The sequence below is a fragment of the Anaerobacillus alkalidiazotrophicus genome (assembly GCF_001866055.1).
Genome location: NZ_MLQS01000032.1, coordinates 1 through 20,139 on the forward strand (window position 1 = coordinate 1; position 20,139 = coordinate 20,139).

The 20,139-nt window shown below is 36.5% G+C and carries 15 protein-coding genes and 2 riboswitches; of the genes, 3 read left to right on the plus strand and 12 right to left on the minus strand.

Features of this window, described 5'->3' with window-relative positions:
- Positions 1–461 precede the first annotated feature (461 nt).
- The 6 genes from BKP45_RS20705 to BKP45_RS20730 all read right to left on the minus strand — a co-directional run bounded on the left by BKP45_RS20705 (position 462) and on the right by BKP45_RS20730 (position 9,355).
- Positions 462–1,763 carry an NCS2 family permease gene (locus tag BKP45_RS20705; protein ID WP_071391057.1) on the minus strand — a complete coding sequence of 434 codons (1,302 nt, stop codon included), beginning with the start codon at positions 1,761–1,763 and terminating at the stop codon, positions 462–464.
- A gap of 209 nt (positions 1,764–1,972) precedes the next feature.
- Positions 1,973–2,074: riboswitch (purine riboswitch) on the minus strand.
- Between the two features lie 232 nt (positions 2,075–2,306).
- Positions 2,307–3,845, minus strand: coding sequence for a glutamine-hydrolyzing GMP synthase (gene guaA / locus BKP45_RS20710; RefSeq protein WP_071391058.1), 1,539 nt, complete (start codon positions 3,843–3,845; stop codon positions 2,307–2,309).
- A 444-nt stretch (positions 3,846–4,289) separates the two neighbouring features.
- Positions 4,290–4,390, minus strand: a riboswitch (purine riboswitch).
- Positions 4,391–4,432: 42 nt separating this feature from the next.
- Positions 4,433–6,703: a transglutaminase TgpA family protein gene (locus BKP45_RS20715; protein WP_084788103.1), complete on the minus strand. Its 2,271-nt coding sequence runs from the start codon at positions 6,701–6,703 to the stop codon at positions 4,433–4,435.
- Positions 6,687–7,904 carry a DUF58 domain-containing protein gene (locus BKP45_RS20720; protein WP_071391059.1) on the minus strand — a complete coding sequence of 406 codons (1,218 nt, stop codon included), beginning with the start codon at positions 7,902–7,904 and terminating at the stop codon, positions 6,687–6,689. The genes BKP45_RS20715 and BKP45_RS20720 overlap by 17 nt, the downstream gene beginning before the upstream one ends.
- Positions 7,904–8,875 (minus strand): AAA family ATPase, encoded by a 972-nt coding sequence (locus BKP45_RS20725; protein WP_071391060.1) that lies wholly within the window; start codon positions 8,873–8,875, stop codon positions 7,904–7,906. Before BKP45_RS20725 ends, BKP45_RS20720 begins: the two co-directional genes overlap by 1 nt.
- A 333-nt stretch (positions 8,876–9,208) precedes the next feature.
- A complete protein-coding gene (locus BKP45_RS20730; RefSeq protein ID WP_407639609.1) occupies positions 9,209–9,355 on the minus strand; it encodes a hypothetical protein in 147 nt (48 codons plus the stop codon).
- A gap of 450 nt (positions 9,356–9,805) precedes the next feature.
- Here BKP45_RS20730 and mreBH point away from each other — a divergent pair, with 450 nt between their 5' ends.
- Complete coding sequence (gene mreBH / locus BKP45_RS20735) at positions 9,806–10,816, plus strand: rod-share determining protein MreBH (protein WP_071391062.1); 1,011 nt, start codon at positions 9,806–9,808, stop codon at positions 10,814–10,816.
- Between the two features lie 303 nt (positions 10,817–11,119).
- On the opposite strand, the gene BKP45_RS20740 is transcribed toward mreBH, so the two are convergent.
- Both BKP45_RS20740 and BKP45_RS20745 read right to left on the minus strand, forming a co-directional pair.
- The gene (locus BKP45_RS20740) at positions 11,120–12,040 is read right to left on the minus strand and encodes a response regulator (protein WP_071391092.1); all 921 of its coding nucleotides are present in this window, start codon (positions 12,038–12,040) and stop codon (positions 11,120–11,122) included.
- 28 nt (positions 12,041–12,068) lie between these two features.
- The gene (locus BKP45_RS20745) at positions 12,069–13,349 is read right to left on the minus strand and encodes a sensor histidine kinase (RefSeq protein ID WP_071391063.1); all 1,281 of its coding nucleotides are present in this window, start codon (positions 13,347–13,349) and stop codon (positions 12,069–12,071) included.
- Positions 13,350–13,500: 151 nt separating this feature from the next.
- Between BKP45_RS20745 and BKP45_RS20750 the strand changes: the two genes are divergently transcribed.
- Positions 13,501–14,742 carry a dicarboxylate/amino acid:cation symporter gene (locus BKP45_RS20750; protein ID WP_071391064.1) on the plus strand — a complete coding sequence of 414 codons (1,242 nt, stop codon included), beginning with the start codon at positions 13,501–13,503 and terminating at the stop codon, positions 14,740–14,742.
- 24 nt (positions 14,743–14,766) lie between these two features.
- Entirely contained in the window at positions 14,767–16,221 is a 1,455-nt protein-coding gene (gene aspA / locus BKP45_RS20755; RefSeq protein ID WP_245747590.1) for an aspartate ammonia-lyase, read from the plus strand.
- A gap of 443 nt (positions 16,222–16,664) precedes the next feature.
- Here aspA and nikE read toward each other — a convergent pair whose 3' ends face one another.
- The 4 genes from nikE to nikB are packed head-to-tail and all read right to left on the minus strand — an operon-like array spanning position 16,665 to position 20,133.
- Positions 16,665–17,474, minus strand: a complete 810-nt coding sequence (gene nikE / locus BKP45_RS20760) for a nickel import ATP-binding protein NikE (RefSeq protein WP_071391065.1) — start codon at positions 17,472–17,474, stop codon at positions 16,665–16,667.
- Between the two features lie 35 nt (positions 17,475–17,509).
- Complete coding sequence (nikD, locus tag BKP45_RS20765) at positions 17,510–18,340, minus strand: nickel import ATP-binding protein NikD (protein WP_071391066.1); 831 nt, start codon at positions 18,338–18,340, stop codon at positions 17,510–17,512.
- A gap of 21 nt (positions 18,341–18,361) precedes the next feature.
- The gene (gene nikC, locus BKP45_RS20770) at positions 18,362–19,192 is read right to left on the minus strand and encodes a nickel ABC transporter permease subunit NikC (protein ID WP_071391067.1); all 831 of its coding nucleotides are present in this window, start codon (positions 19,190–19,192) and stop codon (positions 18,362–18,364) included.
- Positions 19,189–20,133, minus strand: coding sequence for a nickel ABC transporter permease subunit NikB (nikB, locus tag BKP45_RS20775; protein WP_071391068.1), 945 nt, complete (start codon positions 20,131–20,133; stop codon positions 19,189–19,191). Before nikB ends, nikC begins: the two co-directional genes overlap by 4 nt.
- Positions 20,134–20,139 lie beyond the last annotated feature (6 nt).

A 20,139-nucleotide genomic window follows, 5' to 3' on the forward strand; every position in this document is an offset into this window, starting at 1 on the left:
ATGGTGGACATGGAAGGCAATATCATTTTTTTGTAATTTTACTTCTAAATCTAAAGGCAAAACTAATTGGTTCATGTTATAATCTTTAAACATAAGGACCCTTCTTTCTGTTGAAATTTGGTATGGTAACCTTTAAACATAAGGACCCTTCTTTCTGTTGAAATTTGGTATGGTAACTTTATTTTATCAGAAGTGGTCCTTATTTTTATTAAAAATAATCAAAGCCGGTGAAATTTTACTCGTCGTAAAATTTCACCGGCTTTTTTCATCTAAGAGGTGGTTTTGTCCCAGCCCCTGGAAGTTCCCACCTACCCTACGCTTAGAGGCAGGGGTCTAGGACCCTTAAGTTCAAATCAGTTTGATTAAATTCAATAAAGTAAGAAAAATAAAAATCAACACCTACTCAATCCATAATAAAAAGGGTTTGTCACCAGAAAGGCGACAAACCCAAAATAGATATCTTATAAAAATACGAAGTAGGCAATAAAGATCACAAACAATACATACATGATCGGATGAACCTCTTTCGCTTTCCCTTTTGCAACCATAGTAATCGGGTAAAAGATAAAACCTATAGCAATACCATCAGCAATACTAAATGTTAATGGCATAGTCAACGCCGTTAAGAACGCAGGAACTGCAATTTCGAACTTATTCCATTCAATTTGACTTAACGAAGAAGCCATAAGCACACCAACAATAATTAGTGCCGGGGCAGTAATTGCTGGAGTTGTATCAAAAATAACTAATAGCGGCGAGAAGAATAAAGCTATTAAAAATAACACACCTGTTGTCACAGAAGCAAAACCTGTTCTTCCACCTGCAGCAACCCCAGACGAGGACTCAATATAAGCCGTTGTCGTTGATGTACCTAACAAAGCACCGATCGAAGTTGCCGAAGAATCAGCCAATAACGCTCTGTCAGCACGAGGTAATTTATTGTCTTTAACGAACCCAGCTTGATTAGCAACTGCATATAAAGTTCCAGCAGTATCAAAGAAATCTACAAATAAGAAAGTTAAAATAACTACTAACAAGCTAACAGTAAAGATTTCAGAGAAATCAATTGAAAAAGCAGCCATAAATGTTGGTGATAAACTCGGAACAGAACCAACAATACCAGATGGCATCGGAGCCACACCTGTAATTACCCCTACAATCGCAGTAATAATCATGCCATAAAATATCCCACCTTTAAAACCACGAACCATAAAGATAGACGTTACCACCAATCCAAATATTGCAAGAAGAGGCCCACCAGCAGTAAGGTGACCTAAAGTAACAAGTGTCGCTTCGTACCCTACAATAATACCAGCATTTTTTAAACCGATGAAGGCAATAAATAACCCAATACCCGCAGCTGCTGCATACTTCAATTCAGCAGGAATAGCATTAATAATTTTTTCGCGGATTTTCGTAACAGTAATAATGATAAAAATAATACCTGACATAAATACGCCGAACAATGCAGTTTCCCACGGAATACCCATTCCTAGGACAACACCAAAAGTAAAAAATGCATTGAGACCCATACCAGGCGCTAAAGCAATAGGATAGTTAGCAACAATACCCATAATCAAGGTACCAATAGCTGCCGCTAAAGCCGTAGCGGTAAATACCGCACCCGCATCCATACCAGTAGCACTTAAAATAGAAGGGTTAACAAATAAAATATAAGCCATTGATAAGAACGTTGTTAAACCTGCAATCATTTCTTGACGATACGAAGTACCGTGCTCCTTAAAACCAAAATAACGATCCATTACAAAAAGTTCCTCCTCAAAAATGTAATTTTAGTTTTTGTTATACACTGATGTACAACTTTGAAGCTGCTAACATTTTTAGCGTTAGCCATAACATTCTTTTTATTCAGAAACGAATAAAAAGAAAGCTCTAGGGAGATGTAATATCTACCTAGAGCTTGACAACAAGAAAATCTACATAATGATATAAGATACTAACAAGCACCTACAAAATTATGTACACTCTTCGTAGTCAAGCTATTTACGGTAGCTCGGTAGAAACGCTCAGGCCATATTCCTAAGTATATACGAAAAAAATTACGTTTTTAATAATACTAAGCAAGTTTATCAACAAAATCCGACAAAGTCAACAAGAAAAAACGAACTTTCTAAAAGGTGATACGAGGCATCATTCGTGTTTGTTAACTAAACAGCTTTATCGATTTTTTGTTAATAAATCTTTAAATGTCAAAAACCATATAAACTTAACTATTATATGTCTTAACAAAAGCGTAGGCTTGTCACCTAAAAAGATAACAAACCTAACGTCTTTAACACTTAAAATTATTCCCACTCAATTGTTGCAGGCGGCTTAGATGTAATATCGTAAACAACACGATTTACATTTTTTACTTCATTTACAATTCTTACAGAAATTTTTTCTAATACTTCATAAGGGATTCTCGCCCAATCAGATGTCATACCATCAATCGACGTAACTGCACGAATTCCAACTGTATAGTCATATGTCCTTGCATCCCCCATAACACCTACACTACGCATATCAGGAAGTGCAGTGAAGTATTGCCAAATTTCTCGATCGAGTCCCGCTTTTTTGATCTCATCACGAAGAATCGCATCACTTTCACGTACAATTTCTAATTTTTCTTCTGTAATTTCACCTAATACTCTTATTCCTAGTCCTGGACCCGGGAAAGGCTGGCGCCATACAACTTCATCAGGAATACCCAATTCAGTACCTACTTTTCGTACTTCATCTTTAAATAAAGTATTTAACGGCTCAATTAATTTAAATTTCATATCTTCTGGTAATCCACCAACATTATGATGCGACTTAATTGTTTGAGCAGTCGCTGTACCACTTTCAACAATATCAGTATATAGAGTTCCTTGAGCTAAGAAGTCCATCCCCTCTAATTTATCAGCTTCTTCTTGGAACACATAGATAAATTCATTTCCAATAATTTTTCTTTTTTGTTCCGGATCAGAAACACCACTTAATTTGCCTAAGAAGCGATCTTTAGCATCGATCTTAATAACATTCATGTTAAACCCTTCAGAGAATGTTTTCATGACACTTTCAGCTTCACCTTTTCTCAGCAAACCATGATCAATAAACATACACGTAAGTTGGTCACCGATCGCTTTGTGGATTAAAACAGCCACAACAGACGAATCAACTCCACCACTTAAAGCACAAAGTACTTGACGGTCTCCAACCAACTTCTTAATTTTCTCCATTTCAATTTCAATGAAGTTTTCCATTGACCAATTACCTTGACATTCACATACTTTATATACAAAGTTTTCTAATAACTGAATTCCATATTCAGAGTGTCGTACTTCCGGATGAAACTGCACGCCGTATAAACCTCGAGAAATATCACTCATAGCTGCAATAGGACATGAAGGGTTTGTCGCATCAACAACGAAACCTTCTGGTGGAGTTACAACTAGATCCCCATGGCTCATCCAAACAGACTGTTCCGTTGGTAAATCATGATATAATCTATTTGGATTTTCAACAGTTATCATTGCTTTTCCGTATTCACGATGATTAGCAGCTTCTACTTTTCCACCGAAATGATGCGACATTAATTGCATCCCATAACAAATCCCTAGAATCGGGATACCTAATTCAAAAATTTCTTCATCACATCGCGGTGATCCCTCCGCATAAGCACTGTTAGGTCCACCAGAGAAAATAATTCCTTTTGGATTCATTTCCTTTAGCTCAGCTGCCGTAAGTGTATGTGGGTGTAGTTCACTAAATACACCAAGGTCACGAATTCTTCTTGCTATCAATTGGTTGTATTGACCACCAAAATCTAAAACAATGATTTTTTCATTAATATTTTCCATCCTCTTACTCCACCCTTTATTCTTTTTTTCAACATTACGTTGATTTACATCAATACTTTTCTATTTGAACACTAAACTTGCCGCTTGACTTGTAGCGTAAAGCGGAATTATCCGTTTTTCTTATACTTAGGAATTTATTTTTTAACCGATCTACATAGCTAAAAGTATTTTAATTTCCTAAATATACAAAAAACTAGGATCTACCTTTAGAAGCGAGAGTATTATACTGTTAAAATTCAGCATGACCTCTCTTCACAAAACAGGTAACTTAAATAAGGATCTTTTATTATAAAGTATGACACAGGAGTAACTACCTTATTACTAAGGTAGTTACTAAAACTTTATTTTATCCATATATAAGTTCCTACAAAGGCAGAATCCTAGTTGTTAGAAAAACATCTTTAGGCTTTTAAGTAAAGCAAATTTAGTTTTTATTAACATCAATAGAAAAGTTCCCGCCTTCATAGTCAAGTCATTTACGGTGACTTGGTAGAAACTCTTAGGCCTATTCCTAAGGATATATGAAGGTATATCTACAACGTTCGACATTTAGTACGAAATTATTGTAACAGCCGTAATAAAATCGGTCAAGAACCCATCTTCCTTAATATCGTCTCCCAAGACGAGTGCATTTCTTTCCATAAAGAAGGATCTCTGGAATTCCCATAAATTATTTTTTCATATTTAAGCGTTAACCTCGTCATTTCAGTACAAGATAATGACTTGTCTATCCTACTTGCATATTCTCGTAACGTTTCATCCGTATACCGATAGTAACCATTCAATTGCAATAACCATAAAAGACGTTCATAGGCACTCAAATAAATATTTTCATCCCTTGATTTCAATTTAAACCAATATAGAAAAAAGAAAGTTATTAACCTTCTATAGGTTTTATAAAATAAAAATCCTACCAATAACATTAGTAAAGGAAACCAATTGAATGGATTAGAAAAAGATTTTGATGAGCTTTCTTCGAGGTCGTTAGTTATATTCTCTTCAATAGTCGAAACTGGCTCACCCTCTTCTTCTAATGGTAAAAATGGGTTTTCAGGGTCATTCTCCCGTTGTGGTACCTGTTCTTGTTCGTAACTTTCTTCAACGCCACTTTGATCAAGTTCTCCATCTAATGGATTTCCTTCAACAAACTCAAAACCAGCGTTAAAGCCTCTTGTTGGCTCAAATGGTACCCAACCCACATTTGGGAAATAGACTTCGACCCATGAATGAGCGTTGGCATTCGTTATTTCATACTTCTTCTTTCCATTTTCAGCTAAACCTATTACTCTACCTTGTGTAAAGCCTTTAACCCAACGTGCTGGTATATCAAGAGTACGTAGCATAACAACCATCGAGGTAGAAAAATTATCACAATAGCCTCGGCGTGTTTCAAACAAAAACTGATCGACATAGTCTTGGCCTTCAGAAGGTATAGCTACATCTTGCGTCTCATACTTATAATCGTATTTTGAGAAGTACTCCTCAACCGCTTTTACTTTATCATAACGATTATCGTAATTTCTTGTAATTTCACTTGCTAAGATACCAATTCTCTCAGGTAATTCCGGAAGTTGAAGATATACTTCTTTTATGTGATCAGGATCTAAATTTGTTTTTTCCTTTAAATGTTCAATAACAAATGATGGATATTTGTATGTTATTAAGTACTCTTGTAAAAGTAATGGATTATGATTGGTTGAGCTCATTGTACTAACTTTGCCACTCACATAATCAATTGAGAATTGAAACGGTTCTTCTAGAAACTCAGCGTTAAACTTTAAACCATCAACATGAACTTCTAAAAGTTCACCCGGATAAAAAAAGTGAGAGAAATGACGATCATCAAACATTGTAATGGTTGTTTCTTGTACATTTATTGGTGTACCTTGCTCATAAAACTGTACGGAAACTTTTTCATTATAATGCTCACTAAAGCGGAACGTTCGATTTAGCTGCTGCTCTACTGATTCCCAACCTTTTCCCGTGTAAATCTCCTTTGATTCCCCTCGCCAATAATGACCTTGGTTTGCTACAGCTGTAAACACAACCGTATCGTCATAAGCGAAACCGCCACCTAACCTCTCATCATTGTCACTATATCCAATTGTTCTATGTCCAACACTCAGATTTTCCCCAGACATAGCGCCTTGAACCATAGGAAGTGGGTCTGGCCAATGAGGTTCATACTTCGGCAAAAAAAATGCAACTACTGCTACAAATGCAATCATACATGTCGTGATACTAATCCAAGCTCCATTACTAAGTTTATCCGCCTTTATTCGTTCGGTTTCTTCGAGCTTCATTTTAAAGAGGAGTGTCATTAGCAAAAAACTTGATACAACCAGCCTCACAATTGAAGTACTTGCATCATAAACCGTAAAAGTATCAAGAATTGTTACATACATAATCGTAATGAAAAGAAAGAAAAAGATTTTCTTAACGTGATAAATCCAAAAATGGATTAAATAACTGATAATGGCCAGAACTAAAAATAATAAAAAACTTCGAAACTCGTAAGATAAATCGTTCATTTTACTAGCTATTAAAAATTCTATGTTTCTCGCTAGATCTTCACCAAACCAAGTTAATGTTGAAAATCCTTCACTTATAAATGAACCACCGAAAAAAATATAATGTAATCCATACATCATAGCAATAAAAATAATCGGTACGGATATATAACTAACCACACGGAAATACATAAAAATAAAACAAAAAAAAGTAAACCAAACAAACACATATAAGTTTCCAGTATCTGTAATGACTGGCAGTGGGCGAAGCCACTCCCAAAGTACTAGAAATGATAACCCGTAGATTAAAATCAAAGAAAGCGAGAACATGTTACGATTTTTGAGCAACAGCTTCCCCTCCTTTTAATTCAACTCGAAAGTTATCTCCACTAACTACATAACCGAGCACGTCTAATCCCATAATTTGATGTAACTTGTTATTTTCATCTTCTGTTATTCGCTTAGTCTCTGAGACAAAACAGAAAACGATTTGAACTCTTTTTTTCTTTAAACGGTGAACGTTCTCAACCATAGCCGCTGTTATTCTAGTTGTTATCAATAGAACAATTGAATCTGTTGCTATTTTTCTAATTTCATTTTCAAAAACTCGATCAAATGTGTTACCTAATTGATAATTGAGTTTAGCTAAATGTTCTAACAAACTCCCTTGATGAGATTTTGCTAGATTAATCGGGTAACCGTTAGCTTTATCTCCTATTGTAAGTAACCCTATTTGATGATTTTTTTTATAACTGTGAACAGTAAGTGATGTCGCTAACTCTACCGCCTTTTCAAAAATTTGCGCTTTCCCTTTGTCTATAATTGAACAATCAAGAGTAATAAGAAATCGCTGCCCAAGATATTGCTCAAATTCCTTTGTCATTAGTTTATTAATCCTAGCTGTGCCTTTCCAGTCAATACTTGTTAATCGATCTCCAGGAATATACTCTCTAGCACCCGCTACTGATGTAATATCTTCTATTAATCTCTGAGAAGTAATGTTAACCCCTGTTTCATTTTCATTGTATATGTTTAAGCTTTCTATTTCTTGAAAATTAGGATAGACTACAACATCATCCTTTACGTAAATAACCTTCATCTTCTTAAACATCCCAAAAAAATCACTAGTATGAAGTTTTACCTTCACAAACTGATATTCTCCGCGTTTTAAACCATTTAATGAATATGAAAAATCAAAATCCCTTCGAAAAAATGGGTAAATAATGAATTTAGAGGTTTTTTGTTCATTTTTATTTAACATGACATCTTCAGCCACAAAGTAAAAAATCGGAAAAGGAAATTTCCGATAAAGAGTGATCGTTATCTTTAGATCTTCTCCGACAACTAACCTATCTGCACTGAACTTTCTTTCAACTTCTATATCACCGATAGGCATTAAGCAAACCAATAGCAACACTACACTGATCACCGTAGTAGAATAAAAAAGAAACCAACTAACAAATCCCCCTTGGAACATCGCATAAAAAAAGGTTACCGTTCCCAATCCAAGAATGATGAAAACTCTTAGTAACGTTTGTAGTTTTCCCATTAGCGTATCGCTTCTTTTTTAACAGGAATTTTTACATATTGAAGAATCTCTGTAACTACTGTTTGAGGAGACAGATTAGCATACTTTGAATCTAAGTTTAAAATGACACGATGACTTAACGCGAATTCAGCTAAATATTTAATATCATCTGGAATGACGTATTCCCTACCTTGAATATAGGCATAGGATTGAGCAGCTTTCATTAGTGCGATAGATCCTCTAGGACTAACACCAATATAGACAGATTGGTGATTTCTTGTTTCATTTACAATTGAAATAATATAAGATTTCATCGAGTTATCGACATAAACGTTAGTAACTTCCTTTTGCATTTGTAACAAATCTTCTAATGATAAAACTGCTTCTATTTTTTCAATTGGGTGCTGCTTTTCAACCCGAGTTAATACTTCCATCTCTTCCTCAGGAGTCGGATAGCCAATTTTAAACTTAAATAAAAATCGATCTAGCTGGGCTTCCGGAAGTGGATAAGTCCCCCCGTATTCTATAGGGTTTTGTGTAGCCATAACAAAAAAAGGCTTTTCCAAGAGCCGTGTTTCTCCATCTATAGTTACACTTGCTTCCTCAAGGGCTTCTAAGAGAGCAGCTTGAGTTTTAGGTGAGGTTCTGTTAATTTCATCTGCTAAAACCACGTTCGCCATAATCGGCCCTGGACGGAATTTAAAATCCATCATCTTTTGATTGTAAATTGAGATACCGGTGACATCAGATGGTAATAAGTCTGGAGTGAACTGAATTCGTTTATAATTTGCTCCAATTGATTTAGCGATAGCTCGTACCATCATCGTTTTTCCTACACCAGGTACATCTTCTAATAAAACATGACCACCACTAAGCATAGCAACCAAACTTAACGTTACTTCTTTTTGTTTTCCTACAACAACTTTTTCTACATTATCTATTACTTTATCAATTAACGGATGTTTTTCCGATAGAGACCGGTTCTGATACAAAGTAAATACCTCCTCTAGTCAAATACTACTTACCTTTTCAATTTAATGATAACACTTCATATACACTTTTTCTTTATTTTTACATTAGCATTATTTTACTATCTGTTTACACCAGTAATTAAGACGCTTATTTTTCCCTTTTGTTACAAGGTGGCATAGCCTACTTATATATGTGAAAAGTAAATGAGTTTTAATTTATGATAATTTTTATTAATTTAGCGATCTGCCGTGGGTTTTAATTGTGCAGCCAATACCGTTATACACAAGAAGGTGCCCGAAAATGGTAAAAATAAAACTGAGCACCTAGTTAATTGGTGCTCAGTTTTATTTTTATTAATACCAGTAATAAGGATAGCCGTAGTATGGGTACGGATAGTAATACGGATACGGTGGATATGGATATGCATATGCATATCCGAAGCCAGGTCCCGGAGCCAATAACGCACCGGTAGCAAGACCACCTAGAAATCCAAGTCCCAAACCTCCAAAACCAGGTCTTCCAATTCCCCAAAAACCAGGGCGGACCCTTCGCTGGTCATTCACATCGAATACCTGGGGAGATGGCAAGAAATGATAATCATCGGTCAAAGTAATTCCTCCTCTATTATTCTATACAATAAAGAATATGCGTATTTAGCCTATTGGGTTTGGGTATATATCCTTTTCCGCAAAAAATATCTCATGTTCTCCGTATACTCTTAATTAGTGTAAAAGGAGAGAAGCACGTTCATAAAGGAGAAAATACATCGGACCAAAGTACAGGATTCATCCAACTAATCTCCCAACTATCCAATAAAAATAGAACTATAGTTTCGGGTTAGTCACGTATTATTACATATAATGTAAGCTAAAGGTCTCTATCGACATAGATTATAAATTGTTAGAATAAATAATTGATAGACAAAGATACAACGAAGTTGGTGAAAAGAAATGTGGACAAGCGTCGAAATTGGTATAGATTTAGGCACTGCAAACTTACTGATCTACAGTAAAGATAAAGGAATTATCTTGAATGAACCCTCTGTGGTTGCAATTAACACTGATACAAATGAAGTTTTAGCTGTAGGGGTAGAAGCGAAGAATATGATTGGTAAAACTCCTGCTAATGTTATAGCAGTTCGACCTCTTCGGGATGGCGTTATTGCCGATTTTAACACAACATCAAGTATGTTAAAGGCAATAATGAAAAAAGTTAGTAAAAAATTAGGTCTATCACTTCGCAAGCCAAGCGTAGTGGTTGGCACACATTCTGGTTCAACGTCCGTTGAACGTCGTGCTATTGTAGACGCTGTAAGTAGCTGCGGGGTTAAAAATGTTCATTTAATAGAGGAACCTGTAGCTGCAGCTATTGGAGTAGGTCTTCCTGTTGATGAACCTATTGCAAGTGTGATTGTGGATATAGGCGGCGGGACAACAGAAGTAGCTATCATCTCTTTTGGTGGTGTCGTTACGAGTAATACCATAAGAATTGGCGGAGATAAGTTTGATGATCTAATCATACAACACGTTAGAAAGTCTTATAATCTATTAATCGGTCAGAGAACAGCGGAACAAATAAAAATAGAACTTGGTTACGCTCCTATTGAACATGAAGAAATTACAATGGAAGTACGCGGAAGAGACCTTGTTAATGGTTTACCGAAAACAATCACACTTCACTCGTCTGAGATTCAAAAAGCAATACGCGAATCTTTACTTCAGTTATTACTAGGTATTCGTCTAACACTTGAAAATTGTCCTCCGGAACTAAGTGGAGATATTGTTGATCAAGGTATTACATTAACGGGTGGCGGGGCTCTTCTTAACGGGATTCAAGAGTGGCTTTCTAGTGAAATATCGGTACCTGTTCACATTGCATCTAACCCACTAGAATCTGTGGCAATTGGTACAGGGCGTTCACTTAAGTATATCAACAAACTACCAAAAGCATCGATATCATAAAAAGTAGCTATGTATCTATCTCTTTCAAAGTAATAACACCATTTTTTATTCCTTTGAAGAGATAAGCTTCTTATTTTTTTTGCAAAAAAACAAAATAACCTTTCCATTATTTCGAAATATAAGATTTACACCTTTTTACCTCCGGTTTAAATGCAATGTTATTAACAATTAGAACTCTTAACCCTTATTAAAGTAAATACTTATGCTCACTTTCTGGCTGTTAGGTTGGGATGCCTGCCCCCGCTACGATGATACGTCAGAGCGGTGAGGGGCAGCACCTTAAACGGATTTTAAGACCATTCATCACGAGCCCATTTGTTTTTTGGTTTCTGTATACAAAGCATGAATAAACTTCTTTGTGTTAATTCTTGTGTGAGCCGGACTAATCACGTCTTCATTTTTTAATCTTTGCATGGTTTTCATCACTTGGCTATATTCAAACAGTTTGGAAGCATACTTTTCAAATGTAGGATTTGAGTAATCGTCTATCCCTAATGCGGCGATATGTGTTAATGCATGATAGATACAACGGCGGATTCTTTGCTCACAAGCCTTTACTTCCTTTTTGATATCTTTGTGGTCACTCGAGCCTAATTTTAGTTCTGAAACGTTATGAAACATCGTTTTTAAGGATGGCAGAACATAGTCATATGAATCGGAACTTTCTTCATGTAACGATAAACACTTTAATATATTAAGTAAGTCTTTACTTCCTTTTTCCTCAAAAATTCCTAGTTCTGACAATACAAAAGATCCAGCAGATTGAATATTACGCTCCCTAAAGGTGTTTTTTTGACGCTTTACTGGCAGTGGATTTAATAGATTTAGGGAGTCCTTTATTCCGTTTATAGAATTTTCTAATTGGATTCGTTCATTTACTTTTTTCAGGATATTGATGACTTCTAGTCGATTGATTGGTTTAGTAACGTAATATTCAACGCCAATTGAATACGCCTCTCCGATTAATTCTTTTGATTCCACTTGGGAGATCATAACAATCTTTCCCTTATATGAGCGTAAGGCTTGTATAGTTGTAATCCCGTCCTGATTAGGCATCAACATGTCAATTAAGAGGATGTCCACTTTATGGTTAATTAACAGAGCGTCGTTTATACCTGCTCCATCACTAGCTTCACTGACAATCTCGCCTAAGTCTTCATCTACTATTATGTCTTTCAACATTGCCCGTACACTTGGGTCATCATCAGTAATAAAATAATTCATTATGTTTTCCCCCCATGTTCCAACCAATTTACTGATTCTCCCTTGATAAGCTACTCTTTGGTAATTGAATCGTAAACGTACTTCCACTTTTTGTTGAATTTAAAATCATGGTCCCACCTAACGATGTTACGAGGTCTTTACTGTAGGAAAGCCCAATGCCTGTTGAAGGATTACCGAAACGATCATATTTGGTTGTAAAACCGGGCTGATAAATGAGCTCTTGGTGCTCATTAGCAATTCCTGTTCCGTTATCGGAAACTTTTAATTCGGTGTCCGGCCCTTTGGCTGCAAATAGGATCGTAATTTCTCCTTTCGTCTGAATGGCTTCTATGCTATTTGATACAAGATTGCCTAGGATCGATAACGTTGTGTAGGTATGGTAAAGTGGATGTTTTCCTATGAAATCAATATCAATGTTTATTTCTTTTCCGAGCATATTCGCATATTTTTCATTTGATGTTTTTAGTAGATGCCCAAGCTCTCTTACACTCATTTTCTCATGAATGTTTTCATAAGAAATGAGTTGGGACAAACCGGCAAAGATACGGGTATTATCTTTCTTTATTTCGTGTACTTGACCAGCGATTTTAAGAGCTAATTGTGAGTGTATCTCAGAAATATCTTGTAATTGTCGATAAAGGTTATAGCAGTCTCTAGTCACTTCTTCGGCATGCTGCATCGTTTTTTTTAATTGAATCGATTCTGCATACAACTTAGAGATGAGCAAGGTCATCTTTTCATTGCGTTTTCGTTGCTGTTCGGCTGCCATTGTCGATTCTCTCAATAGAAACAAAGTGTAAATTCCAAGGACAAAAAAACTACGGATGATGGCAATAATGATAATTTGATGCAGCATTTCAATCGAAAAGAGATGATCAGAGAAAATAGATCGCACAAAAATCTCACTAATACTAGCTAGTATTTCAATGAGTACTCCTAAACAACCGATCCAGATCGGTTGTTTATAAAAGTGACGTATTTTACTAATATAAAAGGCACTTGCAAAAGCAAAATAGTAGAAAAAGACTGGGAAGTGCAGAGTAAATGAGCTTTCCCAGTTTGCCTGATTGAAAACGACCCAATCCAAAGCAATACGGAAAACGACGACACACACACCTGTAACGAAACCGGATAGGATGGGGTTGATCTTTCGAAGCCACAATAAAAACAGAAAAAAAGCCGGTGTACCAAAGCTTACCCGAAAATCATCGTGAAAAGGATGAAATTTCAGCTCTCCTGCAATGGGAACCGCTAGTAACATAACCAAAAATAGAATTAGAGTATCTTTAGAATCTTTCTTTTTTATCATAATGTCATATTGTAATGGAAAACAGGAAAGAAATCTACATAATGAAAAAAGATTGTCAGATAACTGAACAAGATTTCTTCTTTTTTATAGGTTTGTGTAGGATTTTGTAGTTTCTATTATACAGTGATGAAAAAACGTAAGGAGTGGAAGAATGAAAGGGAAAAAATTATTATCGATGATATTTATTTCTTTCGTGTTAGCAATTATGTTTGGGGTTATTTTTGGACCAGCCATGGAGGCAGTACAGCCTCTAGGTACATTATTTTTACGTCTCATTAATTTTATCATTGTCCCATTAGTATTTACATCCCTCATTGTAGGAGTAGCAAGCACAGGTGATATAAAGAAACTTGGAAGAATGAGTATGAGAACTGTTTCATACTATTTGGGAACAACTGCAATTGCGATTACGATTGGTTTAGTCGTAGGGAAACTGATGATGCCTGGTGCTGGACTCGACACCCCCGTATCAGAGCAAACAATTGAACCTCAAGAAGCGCCAGGGCTTGTGGATACACTCTTGAATATCATCCCAACAAACCCATTGATGTCTTTAATCGAAGCAAATATGCTTCAAATTATCTTCTTTGCGATCTTTCTAGGTTTAAGTATTACATTAGTTGGCGAGAAAGCAAAAGGAGTCTACACTTTCTTTGAAGGCTTTGCCGAAATGATGTATTCAATTACGAATATCGTCATGAAAGTAGCACCAATTGGTGTGTTTGGACTAGTAGCACCTATAGTAGGGCAATATGGACCGGCGGTACTTTTGCCACTATTAAAAATCATAGCAGCTGTGGCCATTGCAGCGCTGTTACATGTGATCATTACGTACTCTTCTGCTGTTAAACTATTTGCCAAAATGAGCCCAATTCATTTTTTCAAAGGAATCTCACCAGCGATTTTAGTAGCCTTTAGTACTCAAAGCAGTTCAGGTACTTTGCCTGTTACGATCAAGTGCTCAGAAGAAAACTTAGGGGTTTCTAAGAAAGTAAGCAGTTTTGTACTTCCACTTGGAGCCACTATTAATATGGATGGGACTGCCTTGTATCAAGGGGTGTGCGTCTTATTTGTAGCCCAGCTTTATGGGATTGAGCTTAGTTTTGCCCAATTACTTACGATTGTTTTAACAGCAACATTAGCTTCGATTGGAACAGCGGGTGTCCCGAGTGCGGGTTTAGTAATGCTTACGATGGTAATGACATCGGTCGGACTTCCGTTAGAAGGGATTGCGCTGATTGCTGGAATCGACCGTATTCTTGATATGATTAGAACTTCCGTAAACGTGACAGGAGATGCTTCAGCTGCGACCATTGTATCAGCACTAGAAGTTGACTTACAGGAAGAGCGGGAAGCCACTCAAAGTGTACCATCAAAACACCTAGCGGGATAATCAGAAAGAAAGTAGGAATTGAAAATGGCGATAAATAAAATGGCGTTAGTAGATTACGATAGACAAGCAATGTATCGAACGGAACGGGACCTACTTGGGAAAAGGAACATACCAAAGGATGCGTATTATGGAATTCAAACGATGCGTGCAAGGGAAAACTTTCCGATTACCGGATACCCCCCTCATCCAGAACTTATTCGAGCATTTGGTTATGTAAAAAAAGCAGCAGCAATGGCTAATCGAGAAGTAGGTGTTCTTCAAGCCGATATAGCTGCTGTGATCATTGAAGCCGCTGAAGAGGTCATTGCTGGAAAATTAAATAATCACTTTATTGTCGATGCCATTCAAGGGGGCGCAGGTACTTCTTTTAATATGAACGCAAATGAGGTCATTGCTAATCGAGCAATCGAGTTTCTCGGGGGACAAAAAGGTGAGTACATGCGAGTAAGCCCAAATACTCACGTCAATATGGCACAATCGACCAATGATGCTTTTCCTACAGCTATTCACCTTTCTGTGCTTCGATTATCTGATGGATTAACAAAACAAATAGAAGAACTTATCGATGCTATGGGAGAAAAAGAAAAAGAGTTTGATGACGTATTAAAAATGGGAAGAACTCATCTGCAGGATGCCGTACCGGTTCGCCTCGGTCAAGAATTTGGAGCGTATCGTCGTGTTCTGTTACGTGACCTTTCCAGAGTTCAACGCTCAATCTGCCATTTATATGAGATTAACATGGGGGCAACTGCTGTAGGAACAGGATTAAATGCAAAACCTGAATATATTGAAAAGGTCGCCGCTTATTTGGCTGACATTACGGGTTATCCTTTTAAAACGGCTAAGGATTTAATAGATGCGACTCAAAATACAGATGTTTATACAGAGGTATCTAGTGCATTAAAAATAATAGCTATTAATCTTTCAAAAATTGCAAATGATTTACGCTTGATGAGTTCAGGGCCGCGTACAGGCATCAATGAGATCAATCTCCCTTCCCGTCAACCAGGATCATCGATCATGCCAGGAAAAGTTAATCCTGTCATGTGTGAGGTCATTAATCAAATTTCTTTTCAAGTAATTGGAAATGACCATACGATTAGTTTAGCATCTGAAGCAGGACAGCTAGAATTGAATGTGATGGAACCAGTGTTAGTTTTTAACTTATTGCAGTCACTTTCCATTTTAGAAAATGGCATTCGTGTCTTTACGGAATATGCAGTTCGTGGAATAACAGCTAATATCGATCATTGTCGTGAAATGGTTGAAAAAAGTGTAGGAATTGTAACAGCCATAAATCCTCATGTTGGTTATGAGGTAGCATCAAGAGTGGCAAAGGAAGCCATTCAAACGAATCGCCCCGTAAGAGAGATATGCCTGGAACGTGGAATTTTAACTGAGGCTGAACTGAATGAGGTTCTCGACCCGAAAGAAATGACCAACCCCGGTATAGCAGGTGCAAGATTTATAAATGGTTAACATGAATACCGACCATTCGCGCTATTGAGCGAGTGGCCGGTATTTTTTGGGGTATTTCATGAAACTCGTACAGTACGTTACCTATGGAATTTTCCATAGGAGATGTAACATATCAATTGCAAATGTAATATATACGTTTTAAAGAATATTGGTCAATGAATGAAAAATCATGTAAAAAATCACACAAATAAAATGATCAATGACTCAAGAGCGGCTAGAGACAAATGATTGAGCTAATGATAGAGAAGAGAGATACTCCTAGCTTCAGCTTTGCGTAGCAATCACAAAGGCGCTTCTGATTACCGCTCCCCTTAACTTACCTAAAGTATTTATTTGAATGTAACCAAAGAGATGAAAAAAGAGACTTCCCAAAAGTTTTATCAACCTTTGAGAAGCCTCTAAAATCAACACAATATTTACTTTAATTTATTGTTTTACTATGTTCACCCTTTCGAAAGTGAACGCGACCGTGGATGCTCTGCAAGAATGGATTCTCTCATCCGTAAAACAACAGGGTTTTTTGAGGAAAAAAATTGCTCTTTCGAATCATAAAGCTCGATTAATTCTCCTTTTTCTAGTACACCTAATGTATCAGAAATGGAAAAGGCAGCTTTAATATCATGGGTAATAAACAGATAAGATAAGCCGAAGTCATCTTTTAATTCTCTTAATAAATCTAAAATTAAGCTTTGTGTAACCATATCTAAACTACTAACCGATTCGTCCAGGACGATTAACTTTGGTTTAAGAGAAATAGCTCTAGCAATATTAATCCTTTGCAACTGCCCACCGCTAAATTGATGTGGGTATTTTTTTAAATCCTTTTCACATAATCCTACGCGTTCTAACAGCGAAATAACCGTTCTTCTTTTTTCACTTACGGATAGTTTTTCATAATTCTCTAATGGTTCGCTTATGATACGCTCAGCTGTCATACGGGGATTCACAGCTGAATATGAGTCCTGAAAAACAACTTGCAAATCGCGACGTATTTTTCGTTGGTTATGTTTATCTGTATTATAAATATCATATCCTTGAAACAAGACCTGGCCTTGTTGTGGACGTTGTATGCCAAGAATCACTTTTCCTAAGGTGCTTTTACCAGCCCCACTTGTCCCCAGTAATCCTAAACAGGTTCCTTCTTCAATCGAAAAAGAAATATTAGTAAGTGCTTTATTTAATTGATCCTTCCATTTAAAAAGTTTCTTAGAATCGTAGCTGTGATTGACTTCTTTTACCTGTAATAAGCTCATTGGTTTCACCTCTTTACAAAATGAAATTCTATTGATCACAACATATAGGTGATAGGTTGTTGTTCAACTTGTAAGGTAGGCCTTGTGGTTAACAGCTTCTTTGTATACTCATGTTGTGGATGATCAAATAATTGAAATACATTTGCTTTTTCTACAATTCTACCATGTTTCATAACGATTACATCATCAGCCATTTCTGCAATTACCCCAAGATCATGGGAAATGAGTAAAATAGAAGTTCCATATTCAGAGCGAATTCTATCTAAAAGACGAAGGACTAATAATTGGTTGTGAAGATCAAGTGCAGTTGTTGGTTCATCTGCAATAATAACAGAAGGATGTAAGCATGTGGCCATGGCAATCATTACACGCTGAAGCATTCCTCCACTCAATTGAAAAGGATAGTTTTTTAATAATTTTGCAGGATCGGGCAAGTTTACATATTGCATCACATCAATGGCAAGCTCCTTTGCTTGCTTCTTATTTAATGAAGTATGGGATCTAATAGTTTCAATAAATTGATGACCAATCGTAAAAACAGGAGTAAAGGCATTCATCGGATTTTGCATAATAAAAGCGATGTCCTTCCCACGAATTCCTCGCATTTCTTTATTTTTTAAGCCATTTAATTCCCGTCCTTTTAGTGTAATGCTTCCTTGAATATTCATGTTTTTCTGATTATGCAGCTGCAAAATAGACATACTTGTAACTGTTTTACCACTGCCACTTTCCCCAACAAGACCTAGTACTTTCCCTTTTTCAATTCCAAAATTAATGTCTTGAACAAGTGTAGAAAGACCATCTTTTGTTTTTACTTGCACATGTAAGTCGCTAACTTGTAAAATATTTCTCTCTTTTGTTTCCATTTTTTTATCCGTCCTTTTTTATTATCGACGTTTAATTCCAAAACGGTCTGATAGTGCTTCGCCTAATAAATTAAAAGTAACGACAACTAGCATAATCATTAAACCCGGATAAATCATTAACGATGGGTTTGTCCTGATATATGACTTTCCTTCGTGAAGCATAGCTCCCCACTCCGGTGTAGGGGGTTGCACTCCTAAGCCTAAAAAGGACATAGATGATAAATTCATAATAGCCCAACCCATTTCTAGCGTTCCCATTACTGCTAATGGTGGAAGGACATTTGGAATAATATGTTTTTTTATGATCTTCCATTGTGATGAACCACTAATTTTAGCTGCAGTTATATAGTTCTGTTCTTTCAGGCTTAGAACTACTCCTCGGATTATCCTTGCGTAATAGACCCATTGTACGAAAATTAATGCTATTACGACCTGTTTAAGCCCAGCTCCCCAAATACCAACTAATCCAAGAACAAGCAGAAGACTTGGGAATGCCATCACCCCATCAGCGAATCTCATTAACAGCTGATCCACCCATCCACCTTTAAAACCAGCAATAATGCCAATGATCAAACCGATACTTAAAGCTGAAACAAAAATTAATGTAGCAAACCCTAGCGAAACACGTGCACCATATAGGACGCGTGATAATGTACATCTACCTAAATGATCTGTTCCCAATGGGTAAGACAAAGAAGGCGGCTGAAGTTTATGAACTAAATTAACCGCAGTGGGGTCATTAGGTGCAAGCCAAGGAGCAAAGATCATAATAAAAAATAGCACGCACAATATTAGAGAACAAAGGACTATCACTTTTTGACTTTTTAATAGAACACGAACACTCGCTATCATTGGAACTGCCTTCCTTTTCTAGAAATACGTGGGTCAATATACATTTGGATAAGATCAACAATTAAGTTGCTGATCAGGAATAAACCTGCTGCCAACATTACATAGCATTGAATGACTGGTACATCACGGTTAAAAATAGCCTCAATAAAGTACCGCCCAAACCCTGGCCATGAAAAGACGACCTCGACAATGATCGCTCCAGTCATCAGGTTACCTAAATTCATTCCTAATCCAGTAACCATAGGAGATATGGCAATTCTAAATACATGTTTTCCTATTATGATCCTTTCATGAATCCCTCTCGTTCTTGCAAAAAGCACATATGGCTCTTCTAAATTTTCAAGAACACTGGCACGTAATAGTCGGGTATATAAAGCGATTAAAGGTAAAGCCAATGTTACAGAAGGTAAAACTAGATGTTTCCATGTCCCTATACCTTCTACTGGGAAAAGATCAAATTTTACAGAAAAGAAAAAAATCAATAAATACCCAAGCCAAAATGAAGGTATAGATGCCCCCAAAAAAGAGAGAAATCGACTAAAATGGTCGATTCCACTGTTTTTCTTTAGTCCTGCTAAAAATCCAATTGGGACACTGACTAGGATTGCTAATATGATGCTCCCTACAGTTAACTGAATTGTTGCTGGTATTCGAGTATAAACCTCTTCCCACACAGGTTTATTCGTTACATAAGATACCCCAAAATTAAATTGGGATATCTGAATAACGGAGTTCACATATTGTACAAAAAGAGGCTGATCTAAGCCAAACTCTTGTCTTTTTTGGGCCAAAATCTCATCTGTTGATTGGATATGCGCAGCAGCTAAGTATGCTTCAGCTGGGTCCACTGGTGATAAGCGGATCATTCCAAATGTAACTAAATTTGCCAAAAGAAAAATTGGAATAATGGCCAAAATTCGTTTCACTATATAAGTGCCCATAAGAAA

What these genes read in the sequence shown, in the direction of transcription:
- BKP45_RS20705 (WP_071391057.1), bottom strand. Translation starts at nt 1,763, where the DNA reads ATGGATCGTTATTTTGGTTTTAAGGAGCACGGTACTTCGTATCGTCAA.
- guaA (WP_071391058.1), bottom strand. Translation starts at nt 3,845, where the DNA reads ATGGAAAATATTAATGAAAAAATCATTGTTTTAGATTTTGGTGGTCAA.
- BKP45_RS20720 (WP_071391059.1), bottom strand. Translation starts at nt 7,904, where the DNA reads ATGGGAAAACTACAAACGTTACTAAGAGTTTTCATCATTCTTGGATTG.
- mreBH (WP_071391062.1), top strand. Translation starts at nt 9,806, where the DNA reads ATGTGGACAAGCGTCGAAATTGGTATAGATTTAGGCACTGCAAACTTA.
- BKP45_RS20740 (WP_071391092.1), bottom strand. Translation starts at nt 12,040, where the DNA reads ATGAATTATTTTATTACTGATGATGACCCAAGTGTACGGGCAATGTTG.
- BKP45_RS20745 (WP_071391063.1), bottom strand. Translation starts at nt 13,349, where the DNA reads ATGATAAAAAAGAAAGATTCTAAAGATACTCTAATTCTATTTTTGGTT.
- BKP45_RS20750 (WP_071391064.1), top strand. Translation starts at nt 13,501, where the DNA reads ATGAAAGGGAAAAAATTATTATCGATGATATTTATTTCTTTCGTGTTA.
- aspA (WP_245747590.1), top strand. Translation starts at nt 14,767, where the DNA reads ATGGCGATAAATAAAATGGCGTTAGTAGATTACGATAGACAAGCAATG.
- nikE (WP_071391065.1), bottom strand. Translation starts at nt 17,474, where the DNA reads ATGAGCTTATTACAGGTAAAAGAAGTCAATCACAGCTACGATTCTAAG.
- nikD (WP_071391066.1), bottom strand. Translation starts at nt 18,340, where the DNA reads ATGGAAACAAAAGAGAGAAATATTTTACAAGTTAGCGACTTACATGTG.
- nikC (WP_071391067.1), bottom strand. Translation starts at nt 19,192, where the DNA reads ATGATAGCGAGTGTTCGTGTTCTATTAAAAAGTCAAAAAGTGATAGTC.
- nikB (WP_071391068.1), bottom strand. Translation starts at nt 20,133, where the DNA reads ATGGGCACTTATATAGTGAAACGAATTTTGGCCATTATTCCAATTTTT.